This window comes from Synechococcus sp. N32 (genome assembly GCF_900473895.1).
In the GTDB taxonomy this organism is placed as follows: domain Bacteria; phylum Cyanobacteriota; class Cyanobacteriia; order PCC-6307; family Cyanobiaceae; genus Parasynechococcus.
Genome location: NZ_UCND01000008.1, coordinates 141,764 through 161,887 on the forward strand (window position 1 = coordinate 141,764; position 20,124 = coordinate 161,887).

The window sequence follows — 20,124 nt, forward strand, 5'->3', positions numbered from 1 at the left end:
AAGAACCGTCGGTCGCGGGTGAACGTGGGGAAAAGCACTACCAACGGTTCAGGACGCTCCGGGACAGTGGCACCGGTCGTTCTCGCCATTCTTGATGGCTGGGGTTACAGAAACGCAAGCGAGCACAACGCGATTCAGCAAGGCGGCACTCCTGTGATGGATGCCCTGTGGCATGCCTATCCACACACCTTGATTGAGGCCAGTGGCTCCCATGTTGGCCTCCCCGATCAACAGATGGGTAACTCTGAGGTGGGCCACCTCACCATCGGAGCCGGCCGCATCATTCGCCAGGAGTTGGTGCGCATCAGCGACACGGTGAGCAGCAACCAACTGGGCGACACGCAAGCACTCAAGGAACTGGCGGAACGCACCCAAAAGCAGGGCGGCACCTTGCACCTGCTTGGCCTCTGCTCCGATGGGGGCGTCCACAGCCATGTGGACCATCTCTGTGGACTGATCCAGTGGGCAGCGGACAGCGGCATCTCCGATGTCGCCGTGCATGCCATCACCGATGGTCGCGACACACCCACTCAGAGCGCACCGAGATACATCAGCCAGGTGGAAGAGGCCCTGAGCCGAAGCGGAGTCGGACAACTCGCCAGCCTCTGTGGTCGGTACTGGGCCATGGACCGGGACCAGCGCTGGGAGCGGATCGAAAAGGCTTACAACCTCTACACCGATCCCAACATCGCCGTCGACAGCCGGACGGCAGAGCAGGTGTTGGCGGACAGTTATGCCGAGGACATCACCGATGAATTCCTCGAACCGGTACGACTTCAGAACAGCGTCATCAAAGACGGTGACAGCGTTCTGGTGTTCAACTTCCGACCCGATCGCGCTCGCCAGATCGTGCAAGCGCTCTGCCTTCCAGATTTCGAGGGCTTCGAGCGCAGCCACACTCCGGAGTTGGATGTGGTCACCTTCACCCAGGTTGAACAAAACCTTCCCGTTCAAGTGGCTTTCCCCCCCGAGCCGCTCGACCAACTGTTGGGGCAAGTGGTGGCAGACGCCGGGCTGAAGCAGTACCGCACTGCCGAAACGGAGAAGTATCCCCATGTCACGTACTTCATGAACGGTGGCATCGAACAGCCGCTGGCGGGAGAAGACCGTCACTTGGTGCCATCGCCGAGGGTCGCCACCTACGACCTTTCACCTGCAATGTCGGCCGAGCAACTCACCGACAGCTGTATTTCAGCCATTGAAAAGGCGAACTATTCGTTGATCGTGATCAACTACGCCAACCCCGACATGGTGGGGCACACCGGTGTGATGGATGCCGCCAAGGAAGCCATCCAAACCGTGGATGCCTGCATTGGCCGGTTGTTGGATGCGGTGGGACGCCAGGGCGGAACCATGCTGATCACGGCTGATCACGGCAATGCCGAGTTGATGCAGGGTCCGGATGGCCAAGCCTGGACGGCCCACACCACCAATCCTGTGCCTGCGATCCTGATCGAAGGAGAACGGCGCAAACTGCCTGGTCATGGCAACGCCATCACACTTCGCGATAACGGAGGGCTGGCCGATATCGCACCGACGTTGCTGCAAATTCTTGACCTTCCGCAACCGGCGGCCATGACTGGCCAAAGCCTGATTGCACCCATGTCCAACATGGACACCACACCCAAGACCGCTCGCCTTCCTCTTTCCGTTTGATGCTCACCTCAATTTTGTCCTGGAGCTGGATCGGCACCGGCCTTCTGTTGATCGTCTTGGTGCTGCTGCATAGCCCCAAAGGTGATGGCATGGGTGGCTTGGCGGCAAGCGGCAGCTCCATGTTCAGCAGCGCCAGCAGCGCAGAAGCAACGTTGAACCGTCTGACATGGACATGCCTGGCACTTTTCCTGTCTCTGGCAGTGATCCTGAGTGCTGGCTGGTTGAATTAACTGCTGACAATCTCCTGGCGGGCAGCGCTCAAACAGGCATTTTCAACCTCGCGATTGAACACTTCAATCGCCTTCAACTGGCGATCCTTGGCCACCTGAGAGGCCAAGTCTTTGAGCTCATCGTCAGTTTTCAAGACCGCCTCGGGCAAGGGCTGAAAGTAACGCTGATCGACGGACATCAGTTCGCAGTAGTCACTGTTGTCTGCAGCTGTTCTGCTGTCGAGGTGATTGAGCAGGCAGCGTTCAAAAGCAGCTGAAAACAATCCCTCAAACCCATTCATCACATCTGGCTGTTGAGACAGTCGATCACAAACACGGAACAGCCAACGGTTGCCTTCGTGGGGGCCAGGGAAAAAGGACTGACGGTTGGCGGGAAGTTCACTGGAAAAACTGGAAACACCATGAATCACGACAGGATGGAAGGATTGATTCTTGCGAACATCCATGGATGCAAGATCCTCGAGCTCCAGGTTGAGGCCGGTCGACTCCACAAAATGCTGCAATAGAGAATAAGGCAACTGACGCGTTGGAATATGGCAGCTCACAACGTTCACACGCCCAGATAGGTGCTTCACGCCAGCCAAGAATCGTCGATAGTTTGCGCACCAATTTCGATCATTGCCAGACAAAGAAAGCGCGAACAAACTTCGCTCCTGCGCTGTAAACTTGCGCCAAGGCAAACCCAAGCCACGAAATACTTTAATGTCTGAAAGCAACCTTTTGCGGTCCCTAAAATACCACTGCGCAAATGCAGAAACATGATAGCTTGACTGCAATCTCGTGTATCCGCTGATCACAATACGATCAAATACGAATACAGCAAGCGCACGTTCTGCGATCGCACTCACCAGGGCAGGACGATTGCCCAACATTTCATGACTGATCACAACCTGGTCGGCCGTCTGACGGGAGAGCACTTGATCGATGTAGCCAAAGGCGCCATCCCCCCGCTTGCCAATGGCAAGATCAGCCGCACGCAATTGCGCTGGATTTAGAAAACAAAACCCGAAACGACCCTTCAGAGCTTGATGCACAAGCCGCAACGATGCCTGCAGAGACGAGGAAGCACACTTTTGTGCACCCACATGGATGACCAAGGTCCGCGACATCCAGCAACCTCAATGCATCACAGATCACACCAGACTATGACAACAGGCCACAACTGGGCAACGCGAAAGATGAAGCGGCAATCCTGGACGCACCAGACAGACAGAGCGCAACAGAAATCAAAATGCTAATATTGAATAAAAAGTGAGATAGCGGTGGCGAAAACAAGAATCGTCTTGCATGCAGGCCACGGCAAAACAGGGACATCTGCCATTCAATCAGCACTGGCCATTTCCGCAGATGAACTTCTGAAGAATGGAATTCGGTATCCAATTGATCCCAACGAGAGACATCGCGCTGCAAGCTTCGAAATCACATCCGGGAATTGGAAGCACAATCCAACCACCAGCCTGAACGAACAATGTCTCCAGCTTGCCGCTTCCAATACTGCTGGACATACCATCGTTTTAAGCTCTGAATCGCTCTTCTGGCACCTCACGGATTTTGTCAACCAAAAAGAACAATGGAATGAAGCTGTTGAGATTCATGTGATTCTTGCCGTACGCGAGCTGGAAGAGATGTTGTCGTCGGAGTACCAGCAGCGCGTCAAGAGACATGGAGAAAGCAAACCTTTTGAGCAATTTCTTAGACGTCGTAATTTCATCTCCTCACACCACAAAAAGGCAGCCGAGGTTCTAACAGAACTATCGCAGCACAACATCCCGGTTACGTTAATCAATTATTCAGCACACAAAAAAACCATCTCAAAACGGGTCTTTGAAGCCATGGGCTGCAGCGACTTGTATCCAAATCAGACGATGGGTGACCTCGTGATCAATCGCAGCCTGAGCCAGAAAGAACTCCAGATGCTGATGATGATAAATGCCCTTTACTACGACCAGTTCCCTTGGATCAGCGCACGACTATCGGACGCCCTAGCGAAGAACCTACCCAACACAGAAACACAGCGCAGCCGGATTTCACCGCAAAGCCTTAAAAAACTCTACGAAAAAAATGATTCCTACCTCCAAATCATCAACAGCCACCTGAGTGAAGAAGAGCCGTTGACAGTACAGCAAACACTGAAGCAAGATCGTCAAACCAACAATCCTGCCAAGCAACTTGAGAAAATCAGGCAAGAAGAGGAACAGTCGATCCAGCTGATCAGTCAAACGCTCTTGGAGGCGCTGCGCGACGATCCAACACAACGGCTGTGCAACGAAACCGTCGATACGCTGATCAAAACAAGCCAGGCGGACGATACCCCAGCCCATGTTGAGGTTGAACTGCTCGAGATCGCCAAAATCAATCGGCCCCAAGGCCAACGGCTGGGGCAACTTTTGGAACGGGCTCAGATCAAGAAGCAGCAGAGCTAGACAAAGTCGACCGGGCAAGATCGGTGATGATTTGAGAAACCTCGGCCACCGTCAGCTCGTCCGAGACTGAATCATCGGCCAAGACAAACTCCTCCGAGAGCAAATCAACCATGGCCTGATTGGATTGGGCCAATTGATCCTTAAGCAGGTCAACTTCGGTCCTCGTTAGTCTGAATTTACCGGTCGATGCCAAGTCGTCCTGAAGGCGGAAATGATCAGGATTGAGCTGTTTCTGTGGATCAAAGATGGGCCAGCGCCTGTTAATCAGATTCTGGACGCGAACCCACCCATTGCTCTTGGATTCCTGGCTATTTTGAAACTTGATCAACTCGAGATTGGAAACACTACAGAACTCCTCCAGCAGGTATCCGACAGGCCCATGGGAATGGGCACAGGCCCGTCGAAATGGCACCAGCTGCAGATCCTCACCAAAGACAGATCTCAACATCGCAAGCTCACGCTGGCCATCCGGAATGGTCAAGCGCTTCATAGGCTGGGGCACGAGCAAAGGGCCACACCCCACCAACTCCAGATGCTGACCACCGCGAATCAATTGCTGGGCAATGGAATGGGCGTAGTCCAGCGGTGAGCGAACCAAAGCCAAGGGACAGATCACAAATCCCTCGGCACGAATCCTCTCCACGAGTTGCGACAAGGCTTGGCCACTCAGAAGTGACAAGCCCTCTCCACTCAGGATGATTGATGCGTCACGCGATAGAGCCTCCGTCAGCTGAGCGTCGTAATCACGAATAGCCTCATCCAAGCGATTAATCTTCCAGCGTTTGTTGATGTGGTAATTCTTCGGATTTTGATCATATAGACACCGCAAGGGAACCGAATGATTATTAATTTTTAAACGCTTTGGCCGCGAGTACTCGCACGCAAACAGCGGATAATGAAAACCTTGCTTGCCAAGCGTCTTGCGATTCCAGGCGCAGGTCTGCTGAAAAGAAGAGGATGCTGTTTTGTGCAGGCCCAGATGAAGAAAACACGTTTTCATGCCTGCAAGGACATCGACGGATTATTTTAGACGATCCATCACAGGTGGACTACAGTCAATCAAGGAACCAAAGTGCCTCAGCAAAAACAAGAGCAACTCCAGAACAAGCCTCAGAACAGAAACAGATCCAACGCGATAGTCCTTGGTGAAAGAATGAAAGCAAACATAACGTGCCCCACGACGGTCCCTCAGTGGGAAGCATCGCGTTCTTGGAGCTGCGCAACTAGGAACCACGATCATTCTCGGTGATAGCAGTCATGGGGAAAATATCAGGCGTTTGGTCGCCCCCCCCGAACTCCACGATCAACCCAGAATCAGTCAGTGCATGATTGATTAAAAGCACGACGAATCAACCTTGATAATTCTGATAGACTTGATTAATACTTGACAAATAAGATGAAAATCTGCTATTTCCATGTCGGATTCCATAAGACAGCAACCACATCTTTACAGCAAATATGCGGAGGAAATCGCGACCTCTTTAGGGAAGCAGGCATATTATATCCCAAATTTGCCTATCCCAAAGAGAAAGGAAATCAATGGAATCATTCAGGCCCCATTTCCCAAATCTACAAACAAGGGAAAGTGAAAGAATTGAAGACAGAGGCGAGCTCGAATGAGCGCACTAAAAATCGCAGTTTCAACCAGAAAAGCTTCCTAAAAGCATTGCGTCAGGATGGAAATCTTCTTCTCAGTGGAGAAGCGTTATCGTGCTGGCCAAAAGAGCAATATATCCGCTTCCTAGATGATCTTGATACTTTTGGCTACAGCGTGAAAGCATTAGCCTTAGTGCGATCTCCATACTCGTTTGCCTGCTCAGCGATTCAAGAAACACTCAAATCAGGTCGCTATCATCCACTTGTGGGCATCAACGGACCCCACAAGACCAAGGGTAGAGGAATTCAAAGAATTCCAAACCGTTCCGAAGCAATCAAGATTCTTCAAGAGGTCTTTGGCTCTTCGATTAACTTTCAACCCTTTTCAAAAGCAATCAGTCATCCCCAGGGTCCAGTCGCCTTCTGCTTGGAAGAACTCGGCCTGCCCATATCCTGGTCTTCATTACGTCAGGAATCAAGCTTTGACAGCAATCAGTCTCTAAACAATCGACAAGCACGTACGATCAACCTCTTCAACAAACAATTAAAAATAAATTCAAACAAAAACGATTACAGCAAATCAACACGCAGATTGATGAGACAAGGCCTTGAAAGCCTGAAAAGCGGCCGCTTCCTGCTTACAAAAGAAGAGTTCAAGCTCATCGAAAATCATTACAACCAATTAAAAAAAGACATGAATACGATGCTTGGACCTTCGTTTTCGGAAGAGTCGGTACAATTTTCTGATCCAATTAAAGACACGGAGGATATCATGGAAGCCCTCGCACGATGCACTGCGCTTCTCGCAACTCAATCTCCTAAGAAATCACGCTCAAAACAGCCAATCGTGACTGAAGGGCGTGACTACAACCACTACTAAAACCAAGAATGTCCATGAAAAAAATCTGTTATTTACACCTAGGCTTTCACAAAACAGCCACTACATCTTTTCAGCTCACCCTTCAACAGAACCGCAAACTTCTCGAACAGGATGGAATTTATCTTCCTAAGTTCCGAGGAAAAAAGCAGAAGTTTTCTGCGAATCACTCAGGTCAAATCAGAGATATATTTGACGAAAAAGCGCAGAATCTGTGGGACAGCAGTGATCACACCAACCCAGCCAAGGATCAAAAACAACAAACCGTTCAAAACCACTGCCAACGCTTTACGCAGCTGCTGGATCAAGACCACGACATCTTGATCAGTGGTGAAGGAATGTCGACCATGCCTGAACAATCTTTGATCAGATTGAAAATAATGGTCGAACAGCATGATTTCCTGATTGAACCCTTTGCCTTGGTGCGTTCGCCCTACGCATTCATCACCTCTGCATTGCAGCAAACGATCAAAAATGGGAAATACCATCCCCTGATCGGACTGATCCCAGGCCAAAGCATTGCATCCAACCAAGCATTCAAAATCCCCAGTGTCTCCAAGTCGATCAGCACACTCGATCGCATCTTCGGGGAGAAGATGAACTACATTCCTTTCAAGACGGCAACGAATCATCCGGGGGGCCCCGTTCTCTTCCTTCTGCAGCAGGTGCTTCAGATCAAGCAGGCCGATCAGTACCAACTGATCAATGCAAACGAATCAAAGAGCAACGTGAGCACACGGCTCAAAAACTTCCTCAACCAGCAACACCCCCATGCCGATCAAGGCAGGCTGAGGAGTCTGTTCAAAATGATCTTGCTGCAAGCGGAGCAGCCCAAGTTTTTACTCACTGAGAAGGAGTTTGATCAGATTGAAAGCAATTTCAATCAGGTGAAGCGTGAGATGAAACGCAAGCTTGGCAAATCATTCGTCGAAGAAAAGATCACCTTTTCATCTGAATTTTCAGCAGAGGAAACCAACCAACTTCTCTCTCAACTCAGCCAAAAGCTATATGAGTTTGCCATCAAGGGATAACTGGTGAATCAGAATCAGCCAGGGCTTTGCAAGCCTGATTTCAGAAAAGCAATTTCCTTGTAAACCCGATCAAGCTCGTACAACGTTTTTGTTTCCTTCTTTTCAAGGATTTCAACCCGCTTCAGCAGGTCTTCCAGCAGCTTGTTCTGCAAAGTTTCCACCTGCACCTGCCGCTTCTGAACACCTGGGGCAGCACTTGGGGCAGAGCGATCGGCCAAAATGGCACCGTTGGTTTCGATATAAAGCAGCGCCAGGCGCTCCAACACCTTGGAGTAGGCCTTGTCTTGCTGTCGGCAAAGGGCCCTGAAACGCTGCAGCGTCTCTGGAGCGAACTGGGCGGCGAAAGCTCCGGGGCGCTGGGGCATTCGTCCCGACATATCGATACACAGCAAGACGTTAGCCGGCACCTCTCCGCACCTCACATCCTTCATGGCCGGCAGCCAACGCCGGCCCCCAGACACCACATGTCTTGTAAAAACTAGTTCCTACAAGACAGCATCCGAACATAAAAAAGAGGCCCCGCAGGACCTCTTGGCATGACTTGAGTTGGGGTGTTCGGGCGGTCTCCCGACCACCCGAAGGTCGATCAGTAGTCGAAGTCGCCGCCGCCCATGCCGCCGCCGGCAGGAGCTGCTTCCTTCTTCTCAGGCAGATCAGCCACGATGCACTCGGTGGTAAGCACCATGCCAGCGATGGATGCGGCATTTTGCAGACCGGAGCGGGTCACCTTGGCGGGATCGACGATGCCGGCAGCCAACATGTCGACGTACTCGCCGGAGGCAGCGTTGAAGCCTTCGGCACCAGCGCGAGCCTTGACGTTCTCAGCCACAACAGCGCCGTTGGCACCTGCGTTTTCAGCGATGCGCATCAGTGGAGCGGTAAGAGCAGCAGCCACGATGTTGGCGCCGATCAGTTCCTCGCCGGACAGGCTGGAGGCTGCCCACTGCTCCAGAGCCGGAGCCAGGTGAGCCAGGGTGGTGCCACCGCCAGGAACGATGCCTTCCTCAACAGCCGCCTTGGTGGCGTTGATGGCGTCCTCGAGACGGAGTTTCTTGTCCTTCATCTCGGTTTCGGTGGCTGCACCCACCTTCACCACAGCCACGCCACCGGCCAGCTTGGCCAGGCGTTCCTGCAGCTTCTCCTTGTCGTAGGTGGAGTCGGTCTCGTCCATCTGCTTCTTGATCTGTTCGCAGCGGGCGCCGACAGCCGCCTCGTTGCCCTCGGCAACGATGGTGGTGGTGTCCTTGTTGATGGTGATGCGACGGGCGGTGCCCAGCATCTCGAGCTTGGCGTTCTCCAGCTTGAGACCGGCATCTTCGGTGATCAGCTGACCGTTGGTCAGCACAGCCATGTCTTCCAACATGGCCTTGCGGCGATCACCAAAACCAGGAGCCTTCACAGCGGCCACGTTCAGCACACCGCGCAGACGATTCACCACCAGAGTGGCCAGGGCTTCCTTCTCGATGTCCTCAGCAATGATCAGCAGAGGCTTGCCGGTGCGGGCGATTTGCTCCAGCACGGGCACCAGATCCTGCACCAGACCGATCTTCTTGTCGGTGAGAAGGATGTAAGGCTCGTCGAGGACGGCTTCCATCCGCTCGGTGTCGGTGGCGAAATAAGGGGAGATGTAGCCCTTATCGAAGCGCATGCCCTCGGTGACCTCGAGTTCGGTCTCCATGGACTTGCCCTCTTCGAGGGAAATCACACCTTCCTTGCCGACCTTGTCCATGGCATCGGCAATCATCTTGCCGACTTCTTCATCGTTGCCAGCGGAGATGGTGCCGACCTGAGCGATGGCATTGCTGTCAGCGATGGGCTTGGCCATTTCCTTGATCTTGCTGACCAGGAAATCGGAAGCTTTGTCGATGCCCTTCTTCAGGGTGATGGCGTTGGCACCGGCAGCCACGTTGCGCAGACCCGCCTTGACCATGGCGTGGGCCAGAACGGTGGCGGTGGTGGTGCCGTCACCGGCAGCGTCGTTGGTTTTGGAAGCAGCCTGACGGATCAGAGCAACACCGGTGTTCTCGATGTGGTCTTCGAGCTCGATCTCCTTGGCGATGGTGACGCCGTCATTGATGATCTGGGGTGCACCGAACTTCTTCTCGAGCACCACGTTGCGGCCCTTGGGACCCAGGGTCACGGCAACGGCTTCGCAGAGGATGTCGATGCCTTTTTCGAGAGCGCGACGGGCGTTCTCGTTGTAGATGATGCGCTTTGCCATGGAAGGCGGTTCCTAATGAAGGGGATGGTTAAGGGAGGCTGAGTTGAGACTCAAGCCGCAATGCAGCGGGGCTGATCTCAGTTGACGACAGCCAGGATGTCCTTCTCGGACAGCAGCACGTATTCATCGCTGCCGAGCTTGATGTCGGTGCCGGCGTACTTGCTGTAGAGGACCTTGTCGCCCACACCAACTTCGGGAGCCTGACGGCTGCCGTCGTCGTTGCGCTTGCCGGGGCCCACCTGAACCACTTCACCCACCTGGGGCTTTTCTTTGGCGGTGTCAGGCAGAAGGATGCCGCCGGCAGTCTTCTCTTCGGATTCAGAGACCTTGACGAACACGCGGTCGCCGAGGGGTTTAACGGTCGAGACGCTGAGAGAAACAGCAGCCATGGGTACTTGCAGGAGCAGGGACAGGGCGCAATGCGCCACGCATCGACGCGAGTTGGCACTCGATGCCGATGAGTGCCAACGTATGCAAGCGACCACCCCCCGGGCCATACCCCAAGCTGTGCGGGTGACCGAACCGGAGGGGGTGCAACCACAGCGGTGGTATGGTTGCGCCGCTCTGAATGGGTCCGAGCGCGCAGCGCCTGTTCCCGCAACTCTCCTTCCTATGGTCGCTTCTGCTCCTGCATCTGCTGGCACCAAGGGTGTGATCCGTCAGGTGATCGGCCCGGTTCTGGACGTTGAATTTCCCGCCGGGAAACTGCCCAAGATCTACAACGCCCTGCGCATCGAGGGTAAAAACCCCGCAGGTGACGACGTCGCCCTGACCGCTGAGGTTCAACAGCTTCTGGGTGATCACCGGGTTCGTGCCGTTGCCATGAGTGGCACCGACGGTTTGGTGCGCGGCATGGAAGCCGTTGACACCGGTGCACCGATTTCCGTGCCCGTTGGTGAAGGCACCCTCGGCCGCATCTTCAACGTGCTGGGCGAGCCCGTCGACGAGCAGGGCCCCGTCAACACCACGGCCACCGCTCCCATCCACCGGGATGCCCCCAACATCACCGAGCTTGAGACCAAGCCCAAGGTGTTCGAGACCGGCATCAAGGTGATCGACCTCCTGGCTCCCTATCGCCAGGGCGGCAAGGTCGGCCTGTTCGGCGGCGCCGGCGTGGGCAAGACCGTGCTGATTCAGGAGCTGATCAACAACATCGCCAAGGAGCACGGCGGTGTGTCTGTGTTCGGTGGTGTGGGTGAGCGCACCCGTGAGGGCAACGACCTATACGAGGAGTTCAAGGAATCCGGCGTGATCAACGCCGACGACCTGTCCAAGTCGAAGGTGGCCCTCTGCTACGGCCAGATGAACGAGCCCCCCGGCGCCCGGATGCGCGTGGGCCTCTCCGCTCTGACCATGGCTGAGCACTTCCGCGACGTGAACAAGCAGGACGTGCTGCTGTTCGTGGACAACATCTTCCGCTTCGTGCAGGCCGGCTCCGAGGTGTCTGCACTGCTGGGTCGCATGCCTTCTGCTGTGGGTTACCAGCCCACCCTCGGCACCGACGTGGGTGCGCTGCAGGAGCGTGTTGCTTCCACCGTTGAAGGTTCGATCACCTCGATCCAGGCCGTTTACGTGCCTGCTGACGACCTGACCGACCCCGCACCGGCCACCACCTTTGCCCACCTCGACGCCACCACGGTGCTGAACCGTGCCCTGGCTTCCAAGGGCATCTACCCCGCTGTGGATCCTCTGGATTCCACCAGCACCATGCTCCAGCCAGCTGTGGTGGGTGACGAGCACTACCGCACCGCCCGCGCCGTGCAGTCCACCCTGCAGCGCTACAAGGAACTGCAGGACATCATCGCGATTCTGGGTCTCGACGAACTGTCGGAAGACGACCGTCGCACCGTGGATCGTGCCCGCAAGGTGGAGAAGTTCCTCTCCCAGCCTTTCTTCGTGGCTGAAATCTTTACCGGCATGCCCGGCAAGTACGTGAAGCTGGAGGAGACCATCGCTGGTTTCAACCAGATCCTTTCCGGTGAGCTGGACAGCCTCCCCGAAGCCGCCTTCTACCTGGTGGGCAACATCGAGGAAGTGAAAGCCAAGGCCGAGAAGATCGCCGCCGAAACCAAGTGATCCCTGCGGGGGTGTGATTCACACCCCCGATCACGTGTTTCTCGACAGTCCGTTCTTTTTTCGAACCAAGGTTCATGTCCCTCACCCTCCGCGTGCTGGCAACAGACCAGAACGTCTTTGATGGCAGCGCCGACGAGGTGATCCTGCCCAGTACCACCGGTCAACTCGGCATCCTGCCCGGCCACATCTCCCTGCTCACCGCCATCGACATCGGTGTGCTGCGGGTGCGTGCCAATGGTGCCTGGAACTCCATCGCTCTGATGGGTGGTTTTGCCGAAGTGGATGCTGATGAAGTCACCGTTCTGGTGAACAAGGCCGAACTGGGCAGCTCCATCGATGCCGCTGCCGCCGAAGCCGCTTTCCAGAAGGCCTCCACCGTGGTGGCTGGCATGGAAGGCCAACCTGCTTCGCCGGAAAAACTCAAGGCGCAGCAACACCTGAATGAAGCCCGCGCTCGCCTTCAGGCCAGCAAAACCGCCGACTGATTCATCCCCCTGTTTCAAGGATGACGTCGCAAAAGGCCAGGGGTTACCGCCCCTGGCCTTTTTCGTGGTGTGGTTTGTCTGTTCGTCATCCCAACACCAGCCAAGCCACGGGAATGCATAAAAAAAAACCTGCCCGAAGGCAGGTTTGCATGATCAAATTGAAAAGCGGAATCAGGCGGTACCGCAGAAGGTGACGTCGGGGAACTTGGCCTTGGCCTCGTCGAGGCTCTTGCCTTTGCCCTCTTCCTGCCAGTAGTTGATCACCTCAGTGGCCTGGTTGAGCACTTCAACCCGCTCGTTGTCGGTGATCCAGCTCTTGCCTTCCAGCTCGGTCTTGAGGCTTTCCCAGGCATCCTCACGGGGCCAGAAGAAGTAGGAGGTGAGGGGGCTGGGGCCACCGCCAACGATCTGATCAACCGCAAGGGCCACGTTGTCGGGAAGCCAGAGGATCTTCAGCAGGAAGCGGCCCTCATCGGCCTTGGGGGTGTAACCGGAAGGAACACCATCAGCATCGATGGTGGCCGTGGCCAGAGCCGCGGCGGCGCCCTTCAGCACAGGACGGCCTTCAGCTTCGCTGGCTGCAGGCTTTTCAGTGGTTTCAGCTGCCTGGGTGGCGCCTTCAGCCGCGTCGGCGGACGGAGTCGCGACCTCCTGGTCGGTAGGGGCAGCGCCTTCGGTGACCGTCATGGTGTCAGCGCTCAAGACAGAAATACAAACAACTAACCTACCAGCCGCTCCACATGAGACGTTCTGGGATCCCCAACCATCCTGCTGTTCGACATCGATGGTGTGATCCGCGATGTCGCGGGCAGCTATCGACGGGCCCTTCAATGCACTGTGCAGCACTACAGCGGTTGGCAGCCCAGCGCTGATGTCATCGATGCATTGAAGGCTGAGGGAGCCTGGAACAACGACTGGGACGCCAGCCTTGAACTGCTGCGGCGCCATGGTGCTGAGCTGCCGGATCGCGCCGCGCTGATCGATGTGTTCAGCGGCTTCTACTTCGGCGGAGATCCGGACGGAGACCCCAGCCAATGGACGGGCTTCATCGGTGATGAGCCTCTTCTGGTAGACGCCAGCTTTTTCGCCACGCTGTCGAAGCGCAAGTTGCGCTGGGGATTTGTGAGTGGAGCGGAACCACCCTCAGCCCGCTTCGTGCTTCAGCAGCGCCTGGGGCTCCAGGACCCGCCCCTGATCGCGATGGGAGATGCCCCCGACAAACCGGACCCCACAGGCTTGATCCGCCTGGCCAAAGCACTGGGGGCCAGTGCCGAGGGAGTTCAGGTGGCCTATCTAGGCGACACCGTGGCCGATGTGAACACCGTGATCCAGGCCCGGGAACGCTGGCCGGAACAACCATTCGTAAGCCTGGCGGTGGCACCGCCTCACCTGCAAACCCCAGAGCAGGCTGCGGCGCGCGACATCTATGAGCAACGGCTGCGGGAAGCGGGCGCCGATCAAGTGCTGACGACCACTGAAGCGGTCTTGCACTGGGAAGGAGCTGCGGGATAAGGGCAACTGCGGTCCGCGAAACTCCCCGCTGATCGAGGCGATCAGCGCTCCATCGCAGCAACGCTCTTGAGGGCGCCGGCAGTGAGCACCTCATGGCCGGTCTCGGTGACGGCAACGTCGTCTTCGATGCGGATGCCGATGCCTTTCCAGCGATCGTCAATCTCTGGCTGTCCTTCCGGCACGCTGAGGCGATCGCTGACGTAAAGACCGGGCTCAACGGTGAGCACCATGCCTGGCTCCAGCGGCGCAGGTTGCTCACCGAGCCTGTAAGCCCCCACGTCATGCACATCCAGACCCAGCCAATGGCCGGTGCGGTGCATGTACAGGTGGCGGTAGTCGCCTCGCTCGATGATGCCGTCCACATCCCCGATCAGCAGGCCCAGGTCCACCAGGCCCTCCACCAGAATTCGCAGGGCGGTGTCGTGCACCGCCTCCGCCGTGCCACCTGGAGCCACAACGGCAACCGCAGCTTCCTGAGCCTCCAGCACCAGGCTGTAGAGCTCCCGCTGTTCCGCCGTGAAGCGGCCATTCACCGGGAAGGTACGGGTGATGTCGCCGTTGTAGTAATCCTCCAGCGAACAACCGGCATCGATCAGCAGCAGGTCACCGTCCTGCAGCGGGGCCGTGTTGGCGGTGTAGTGCAGCACGCAGGCGTTATCACCGCCAGCGACGATGGATCCGTAGGCCGGACCGCGGGCCCCGTTGCTGCGGAAGTGGGCCTCCATCGCCGCCTGCACCTCGGCTTCGTTCATGCCCGGGCGGGTGATCGATCGGGCCAGCTCGTGGGCTTCTGAGGAGATGCGGCAGGCCTCCCGCAAACGCCCCAACTCATGGGGCTCCTTGCGCAGCCGCAGGCGATGCAGGATCGGTGTTGGTGCCACCAGGCCCAGGGCCGCCGTCCCCGTGCGGGCATAGGTGTCCAGTTGCCGCCCCCAGGCCGAAAGCACCATCGATTCCACCGATGCATGGTGGCCCACCCGGAAGGCGATGGCTTCGGCACCGGCGAGGTACTCGGGCAGTTTTTCGCTCAACTGATCCAGCGGATGGGCCAGGTCCGCCCCATAGCGCTCCACCGCGCCTTCGGTGCCCCAGCGGAAGCCGGTCCACACCTCAGCCGCGGGGTCCTTGGGCTGCACAAACAGCACGTAGCGCTCCCCTTCCGGTCGATGCGGCAGCAGCAGAGCCACCGCATCCGGTTCATCAAAACCGGTGAGATAAAAGAAATCGCTGTCCTGCCGGAAGGGCCATTCGCAGTCGGCGTGATGGGTCGCCAATGCCGCGGCTGGAATCACTGCGGCGGCAGCGCCGAGTTGCTCAATGAACAGGGCGCGACGACGCGCGTGGATGCCGGAGTCGAAACCGTTCACAGCAGCAGAGCGTTCAGGGGAACAGGATGGCAGTTGGCAAGGCCGAACTGGCCAGGGCCTCTACGATGCAAGGAGTTTCAGACGGCAATGAGCTCCGATCTTCTGGTGCTGTTGCTGCTGGTTTTGGTGGTGCTGCTGGGTTCGGCCCTCTGTTCCGGAGTGGAAGCCGCGCTGCTGACCGTGAGTCCAATCCGGGTGCACGAGCTGGCGGCTCGGGAACGTCCCGTGGCCGGGGCCCGGCGGCTGGCGCAGTTGCGTCAACGGCTGGGGCGCACCCTGTCGGCTCTGGTGATCGCCAACAACGGCTTCAACATTTTCGGCAGCCTGATGCTGGGCGGTTATGCCGCCTGGGTGTTCGAGCAGCGCAACATCAGCGGTGTGGCCCTGCCAGTGTTCTCGGTGGGTCTGACTGTCCTGGTGATCCTGCTGGGGGAAATCCTGCCCAAAGCCCTCGGAAGCCGTCTGGCCCTGCCGGTGGCCCTGGCCAGCGCACCCCTGTTGCATTGGCTCGGCCTGGTGCTCAGGCCGCTGGTGCTGCTGCTGGAACGGATGCTGCCGGCCATCACCGCCGAAGCGGAACTCAGCACCAATGAAGAGGAGATCCGTCTGCTGGCTCGCCTGGGCTCCCAGAAGGGAGAGATCGAAGCCGATGAAGCCGCGATGATCGGCAAGGTGTTTCAGCTCAACGACCTCACCGCCCGCGACCTGATGACGCCGCGGGTGGCGGCGCCCACCCTGGATGGGAGCCTCAGCATCGAAGCCCAGCGGGCCAAGCTGATGAGCACGAACGACCCCTGGTGGGTGGTGCTGGGCGATCAAGTGGACAAGGTGCTTGGCGTGGCCAGCCGCGAGCGGGTGCTCACCGCTCTATTGGAGAACCGCGGCCTGCTCACACCCGTTGACCTCTGCGAACCCGTGGAATACGTGCCCGAGATGATCCGGGCTGATCGGCTGCTGACGGGCTTCCGGCGCGACAGCGGTGGTGTGCGCGTGGTGGTGGATGAATTCGGTGGCTTTGTCGGCGTGATCGGTGCCGAATCGGTGCTGGCCGTGCTGGCCGGCTGGTGGCGCAAGCCGGCAGCATGAGCGGGATGCAATCCACGCCGCCCCATACCGTTGAGCGCTGCCAGCTGCTGCTGGAGCACTGGCGCAGTCAGCTTCAGCTGAGCCCACGGGACCAGGGACTGCTGGGGGGTGAATTGCGGCTGCTGGATCGTCAGCTGCAACGGCTGCAGCAACGACGCCTGCGCATTGCTCTGTTTGGTCGGGTGGGGGTCGGCAAATCCAGCCTGATCAATGCCTTGATCCGCCAGCCACTGCTGGCAACGGATGTCGCCCACGGCAGCACCCGCCATCAGCAGGCGGTGGACTGGCCCGTGGAGATTGCCGGGCTGACCAGGGTGGAACTGGTGGACACCCCCGGCATTGATGAAATCGATGCCGCCGGGCGGGCTCGCTTGGCCTCCCGCGTGGCCATGGGGGCTGATCTGGTGCTGCTGGTGGTGGACAGCGACCTGACCCGGGCCGACCTGGAAGCCTTACAAACGCTGTTGGAGAGCGGCAAGCCCCTGCAGCTGGTGCTGAACCGGAGCGACCGCTGGCCAGAGCAGGAACGCGCCGAACTGCTGCGCAGCATCCGCGCCCGGCTGCCGGTGGATCTGCCGATCACCGCGGCAGCGGCAGCGCCCCGCATCCCCCAGATCCAGGCCGATGGGCGGGTGCGCAGCACGATCACGACGCCGCAGGTGCAGGATCTGCAGAAGCAGCTCTGCCGGCAGCTGGAGAACGAAGGCACCCTGCTGTTGGCGATTCAGTCGCTGCGCCAGGCCGACCGCTTCCAGAGGGCCTGCCAAGCACTGCGGCTGCAACAGCACCGCCGCACGGCCCAGAGCCTGATCGGTCGTTATGCAGCCGCCAAGGCCACCGGCGTGGCCGTCAACCCTGTAATGGCATTGGACATGGCCGGAGGCATGGCCTGCGACACCGCCCTGGTGCTACAGCTCAGCCGTCTCTACAACCTGCCGATGACGCCAGCGGCGGCACGGCTGCTGCTCACCCGACTCTCCAGCCACAACGCCTTGTTGGGCGGGGTACAGCTAGGGCTGGCGGCCCTCAAGCAGGCCCTGCTGCTGCTGGTGCCGGTGAGCGGCGGCGCCAGCATGGCCCCTGCAGCCCCAGTGGCTCTGGCCCAGGCCGCCCTGGCGGTGCATGCCAGCCGCCGAACGGGGCGTCTGGTGGCGCAGCAGTTGCTACGACGGCGCGGTGGACAACCCGGAGCGCTGTTGCGCCGCCTGGCCGAACGAGATCCCGTGGTGCACCACTGGCTGTTGCGCTGGCCCAAAGCCCTGGAGCAGGATCTGCAACCACTGCTGCCCTGAGATGACCGCTGCTGCCATCGCTTTGCTGGGCACCAGCGCCGATCCACCCACCCGCGGCCATCAGGTGCTGCTGGAGGGGCTGTTGAACCGCTACGGCCAGGTGGCGACATGGGCCAGCGACAATCCCCTGAAACAGCACGATGCACCCCTGGAGTTGCGAGCGATGCTGCTCGGCCAGCTGGTGCAGCAACTGCAGGATGAACGTCTCGAGCTGGCCCAGCATCTGAGCAGCCCTTACACCTTGATCACCTTGCAACGGGCCGCCCAGCATTGGCCTGATCGCAACCTTGTGTTTGTGGTGGGCAGCGATCTCGCTGGCCAGATTCCCCGCTGGAAACAGAGTGATTGCTGGCTGCCGCAATGCCGCCTGGCCATCGCCCCCCGCAAGGGTTGGCCCCTCGAGGAGGCGAAGCTGCAGGCCCTGCGCGATCTGGGCGGACAGGTGGAGCTGCTGGATCTGGAGGTTCCCGCCACCGCCAGTTCGCAACTGCGCCAGCAACCGAATCAAGCTCAGATCCCTGAAGCGGTGTGGCCGCTGTTGCTCCAGCACAATCTTTATGGCCTTTCGGGGAGCCTCTGCTGATGCGCATCGCCCTGGCGCAACTCAACCCCGTGGTCGGCGACTTCGAGGGCAACGCGAAGCGGATTCTTAAGGCCGTGCGCAGGGCAGAAGAGCAGGCTGTTGAGCTGGTGCTCACCCCTGAACTCTCCCTCTGGGGGTATCCCCCTCGGGACCAGTTGCTCGAGCCCAGCCGCATCCAGCAACAGAACACGGTGCTGCAGTGGCTGGTGAACCAACTGAACAGCAGCGTCACCCTGTTGGTGGGAGCTGCGCTGCCCGCATCAGATGCCCGCAGTCCACGGCTGCACAACGGTGTGGTGCTGGTGAATCGCCTGGGCTGGCGTCCGATTGCCCAGAAACAACTGCTGCCCAGTTACGACGTCTTTGATGAGCGGCGCTACTTCCGCCCCGGTGATGGGCCCTGCCTGCTCAGCCTGCCCAATGGGAAGCTACTGGGCCTCACCATCTGCGAAGACCTCTGGGTGGATGACGGCCTGCAGCGCGAGCGCCTGGACGGACCGGATCCCATCGATCAACTGGTCCCCGAACAGCCGGATCTGGTGATCAATCTGGCGGCTTCCCCCTTCGATGCCTCCAAGCCAGCCTTGCGCCAACAGCTGGCGGCGGCGGCGGCGCAACGCCTCAATTGCCCACTGATCTACCTCAATCAAGTGGGGGGCAACGACGAGCTGGTGTTCGACGGGGCCAGTTTTGTGGTGGGAGCCGATGGCGCCGTGCAGCTGGAGCTCCCCGTCTGTGAGGAGCACCTAGCGGTCTGGGACAGCGGTCAACCCACCCCTGTGCAGTCACACGGCCAGATTCAACCAATGGATCCCCTGGAGCAGCTGTTCCGCGCCCTGGTGCTTGGGGTGCGTGACTACGCCCGGAAATGCGGGTTCAACAAGGCATTGCTGGGGTTGAGCGGCGGCATCGACTCAGCGCTGGTGGCCGTGATCGCCAGCGCAGCCCTTGGGAACGAGGCGGTCTCAGCGCTGTTGATGCCCTCCCCCTGGAGCTCGGCTGGATCCATCGACGACGCCTTGGCCTTGGCCGAACGGTTGGGACTGCAGACCAACACAGTGCCGATCGCCGGCCTGATGGAGGGCTACGACCAGGCCCTCACCGCACCGCTGGGGGCAACGCCCCAGGGCGTGACGGCGGAAAATTTGCAATCACGCATTCGCGGCACCCTGCTGATGGCCGTGGCCAACCAGCAGGGCCAACTGCTGCTCACCACCGGCAACAAATCCGAGCTGGCCGTGGGGTACTGCACCCTCTATGGCGACATGAACGGCGGGCTTGCGGTGATTGGCGATCTCTACAAAACCAGCGTGTTTGCCCTGTGCGACTGGCTCGACAGCGACGCAGCCCGGGGCTGCCGCCAGGCGCTGGGACTCCCGACCCACGGGGAGCTGGTGGGGGAGGCGATTCGACGCAAACCCCCGAGCGCCGAGCTAAGGCCCAACCAGAAAGACAGCGACTCCCTGCCCGACTACGACGCTCTGGATGCCCTGCTCAAAGCCCTGATCCAGGAGCGCCAGTCTGGACCAACCCTGGTGGCGGCCGGCCATGATCCCGCCCTGGTGGAGCGGGTGGAACGGCTACTGAAACGGGCCGAGTTCAAGCGACGCCAGGCGGCACCGTTGCTCAAGGTGAGCCCCCAGGCCTTCGGCAGCGGCTGGCGGTTGCCCATTGCAGCGGCCTAAAGCC

19 protein-coding genes are annotated in these 20,124 nt (G+C 58.6%); 12 read left to right on the top strand and 7 right to left on the bottom strand.

The features are described 5' to 3' along the window. Positions 1-18 precede the first annotated feature (18 nt). Together gpmI and secG are read left to right on the top strand one after the other, a co-directional pair. Positions 19-1,656 carry a 2,3-bisphosphoglycerate-independent phosphoglycerate mutase gene (gene gpmI, locus DXY35_RS03030; protein WP_115080971.1) on the top strand — a complete coding sequence of 546 codons (1,638 nt, stop codon included), beginning with the start codon at positions 19-21 and terminating at the stop codon, positions 1,654-1,656. Continuing rightward, positions 1,656-1,886, top strand: a complete 231-nt coding sequence (secG, locus tag DXY35_RS03035; protein WP_006849683.1) for a preprotein translocase subunit SecG — start codon at positions 1,656-1,658, stop codon at positions 1,884-1,886. The genes gpmI and secG overlap by 1 nt, the downstream gene beginning before the upstream one ends. On the opposite strand, the gene DXY35_RS12335 is transcribed toward secG, so the two are convergent. Then, positions 1,883-2,995 carry a hypothetical protein gene (locus DXY35_RS12335; RefSeq protein WP_137006694.1) on the bottom strand — a complete coding sequence of 371 codons (1,113 nt, stop codon included), beginning with the start codon at positions 2,993-2,995 and terminating at the stop codon, positions 1,883-1,885. The genes secG and DXY35_RS12335 overlap by 4 nt on opposite strands. A 153-nt stretch (positions 2,996-3,148) precedes the next feature. On the opposite strand from DXY35_RS12335, the gene DXY35_RS03045 reads away from it, so the two are divergent. Continuing rightward, the gene (locus DXY35_RS03045; protein ID WP_115080975.1) at positions 3,149-4,309 is read left to right on the top strand and encodes a hypothetical protein; all 1,161 of its coding nucleotides are present in this window, start codon (positions 3,149-3,151) and stop codon (positions 4,307-4,309) included. Here DXY35_RS03045 and DXY35_RS03050 read toward each other — a convergent pair. Continuing rightward, on the bottom strand, positions 4,290-5,309 hold the full coding sequence (locus tag DXY35_RS03050; RefSeq protein WP_137006695.1) for a hypothetical protein: 1,020 nt from the start codon (positions 5,307-5,309) through the stop codon (positions 4,290-4,292). The genes DXY35_RS03045 and DXY35_RS03050 overlap by 20 nt on opposite strands. 396 nt (positions 5,310-5,705) lie before the next feature. Between DXY35_RS03050 and DXY35_RS12340 the strand changes: the two genes are divergently transcribed. Continuing rightward, positions 5,706-6,785: a hypothetical protein gene (locus tag DXY35_RS12340; protein WP_137006696.1), complete on the top strand. Its 1,080-nt coding sequence runs from the start codon at positions 5,706-5,708 to the stop codon at positions 6,783-6,785. A 14-nt stretch (positions 6,786-6,799) separates the two neighbouring features. Continuing rightward, on the top strand, positions 6,800-7,813 hold the full coding sequence (locus DXY35_RS12345; RefSeq protein ID WP_137006697.1) for a hypothetical protein: 1,014 nt from the start codon (positions 6,800-6,802) through the stop codon (positions 7,811-7,813). 14 nt (positions 7,814-7,827) lie between these two features. Here DXY35_RS12345 and DXY35_RS03070 read toward each other — a convergent pair whose 3' ends face one another. The 3 genes from DXY35_RS03070 to groES all read right to left on the bottom strand — a co-directional run bounded on the left by DXY35_RS03070 (position 7,828) and on the right by groES (position 10,423). Continuing rightward, positions 7,828-8,076 (bottom strand): hypothetical protein, encoded by a 249-nt coding sequence (locus DXY35_RS03070; protein ID WP_244272888.1) that lies wholly within the window; start codon positions 8,074-8,076, stop codon positions 7,828-7,830. Positions 8,077-8,399: 323 nt separating this feature from the next. After that, positions 8,400-10,034, bottom strand: a complete 1,635-nt coding sequence (groL, locus tag DXY35_RS03075; RefSeq protein WP_006851861.1) for a chaperonin GroEL — start codon at positions 10,032-10,034, stop codon at positions 8,400-8,402. Between the two features lie 77 nt (positions 10,035-10,111). Beyond that, positions 10,112-10,423: a co-chaperone GroES gene (gene groES / locus DXY35_RS03080; protein WP_006850452.1), complete on the bottom strand. Its 312-nt coding sequence runs from the start codon at positions 10,421-10,423 to the stop codon at positions 10,112-10,114. 223 nt (positions 10,424-10,646) lie between these two features. On the opposite strand from groES, the gene atpD reads away from it, so the two are divergent. Beyond that, on the top strand, positions 10,647-12,110 hold the full coding sequence (gene atpD, locus DXY35_RS03085) for a F0F1 ATP synthase subunit beta (RefSeq protein WP_115010090.1): 1,464 nt from the start codon (positions 10,647-10,649) through the stop codon (positions 12,108-12,110). A gap of 74 nt (positions 12,111-12,184) precedes the next feature. Further along, on the top strand, positions 12,185-12,595 hold the full coding sequence (gene atpC, locus DXY35_RS03090; RefSeq protein WP_115080985.1) for an ATP synthase F1 subunit epsilon: 411 nt from the start codon (positions 12,185-12,187) through the stop codon (positions 12,593-12,595). A 171-nt stretch (positions 12,596-12,766) separates the two neighbouring features. On the opposite strand, the gene DXY35_RS03095 is transcribed toward atpC, so the two are convergent. Next, positions 12,767-13,282 carry a 30S ribosomal protein PSRP-3 gene (locus DXY35_RS03095; RefSeq protein WP_114989493.1) on the bottom strand — a complete coding sequence of 172 codons (516 nt, stop codon included), beginning with the start codon at positions 13,280-13,282 and terminating at the stop codon, positions 12,767-12,769. Between the two features lie 102 nt (positions 13,283-13,384). On the opposite strand from DXY35_RS03095, the gene DXY35_RS03100 reads away from it, so the two are divergent. Continuing rightward, complete coding sequence (locus DXY35_RS03100; RefSeq protein WP_244272890.1) at positions 13,385-14,107, top strand: HAD-IA family hydrolase; 723 nt, start codon at positions 13,385-13,387, stop codon at positions 14,105-14,107. A gap of 41 nt (positions 14,108-14,148) precedes the next feature. On the opposite strand, the gene DXY35_RS03105 is transcribed toward DXY35_RS03100, so the two are convergent. Then, positions 14,149-15,474 (bottom strand): aminopeptidase P N-terminal domain-containing protein, encoded by a 1,326-nt coding sequence (locus DXY35_RS03105; protein ID WP_115080989.1) that lies wholly within the window; start codon positions 15,472-15,474, stop codon positions 14,149-14,151. Between the two features lie 87 nt (positions 15,475-15,561). Between DXY35_RS03105 and DXY35_RS03110 the strand changes: the two genes are divergently transcribed. From DXY35_RS03110 to DXY35_RS03125, 4 genes are read left to right on the top strand one after another with little or no spacing between them, the layout of a single operon-like run. Beyond that, complete coding sequence (locus DXY35_RS03110; RefSeq protein ID WP_114989496.1) at positions 15,562-16,560, top strand: CNNM domain-containing protein; 999 nt, start codon at positions 15,562-15,564, stop codon at positions 16,558-16,560. Continuing rightward, positions 16,557-17,852, top strand: coding sequence for a GTP-binding protein (locus DXY35_RS03115; RefSeq protein WP_115081084.1), 1,296 nt, complete (start codon positions 16,557-16,559; stop codon positions 17,850-17,852). Before DXY35_RS03110 ends, DXY35_RS03115 begins: the two co-directional genes overlap by 4 nt. Position 17,853: 1 nt before the next feature. Next, positions 17,854-18,435, top strand: a complete 582-nt coding sequence (locus DXY35_RS03120) for a nicotinate-nucleotide adenylyltransferase (RefSeq protein ID WP_115080990.1) — start codon at positions 17,854-17,856, stop codon at positions 18,433-18,435. Then, positions 18,435-20,120, top strand: coding sequence for an NAD+ synthase (locus DXY35_RS03125; protein WP_115080992.1), 1,686 nt, complete (start codon positions 18,435-18,437; stop codon positions 20,118-20,120). Before DXY35_RS03120 ends, DXY35_RS03125 begins: the two co-directional genes overlap by 1 nt. The last annotated feature ends 4 nt before the right edge of the window (positions 20,121-20,124 follow it).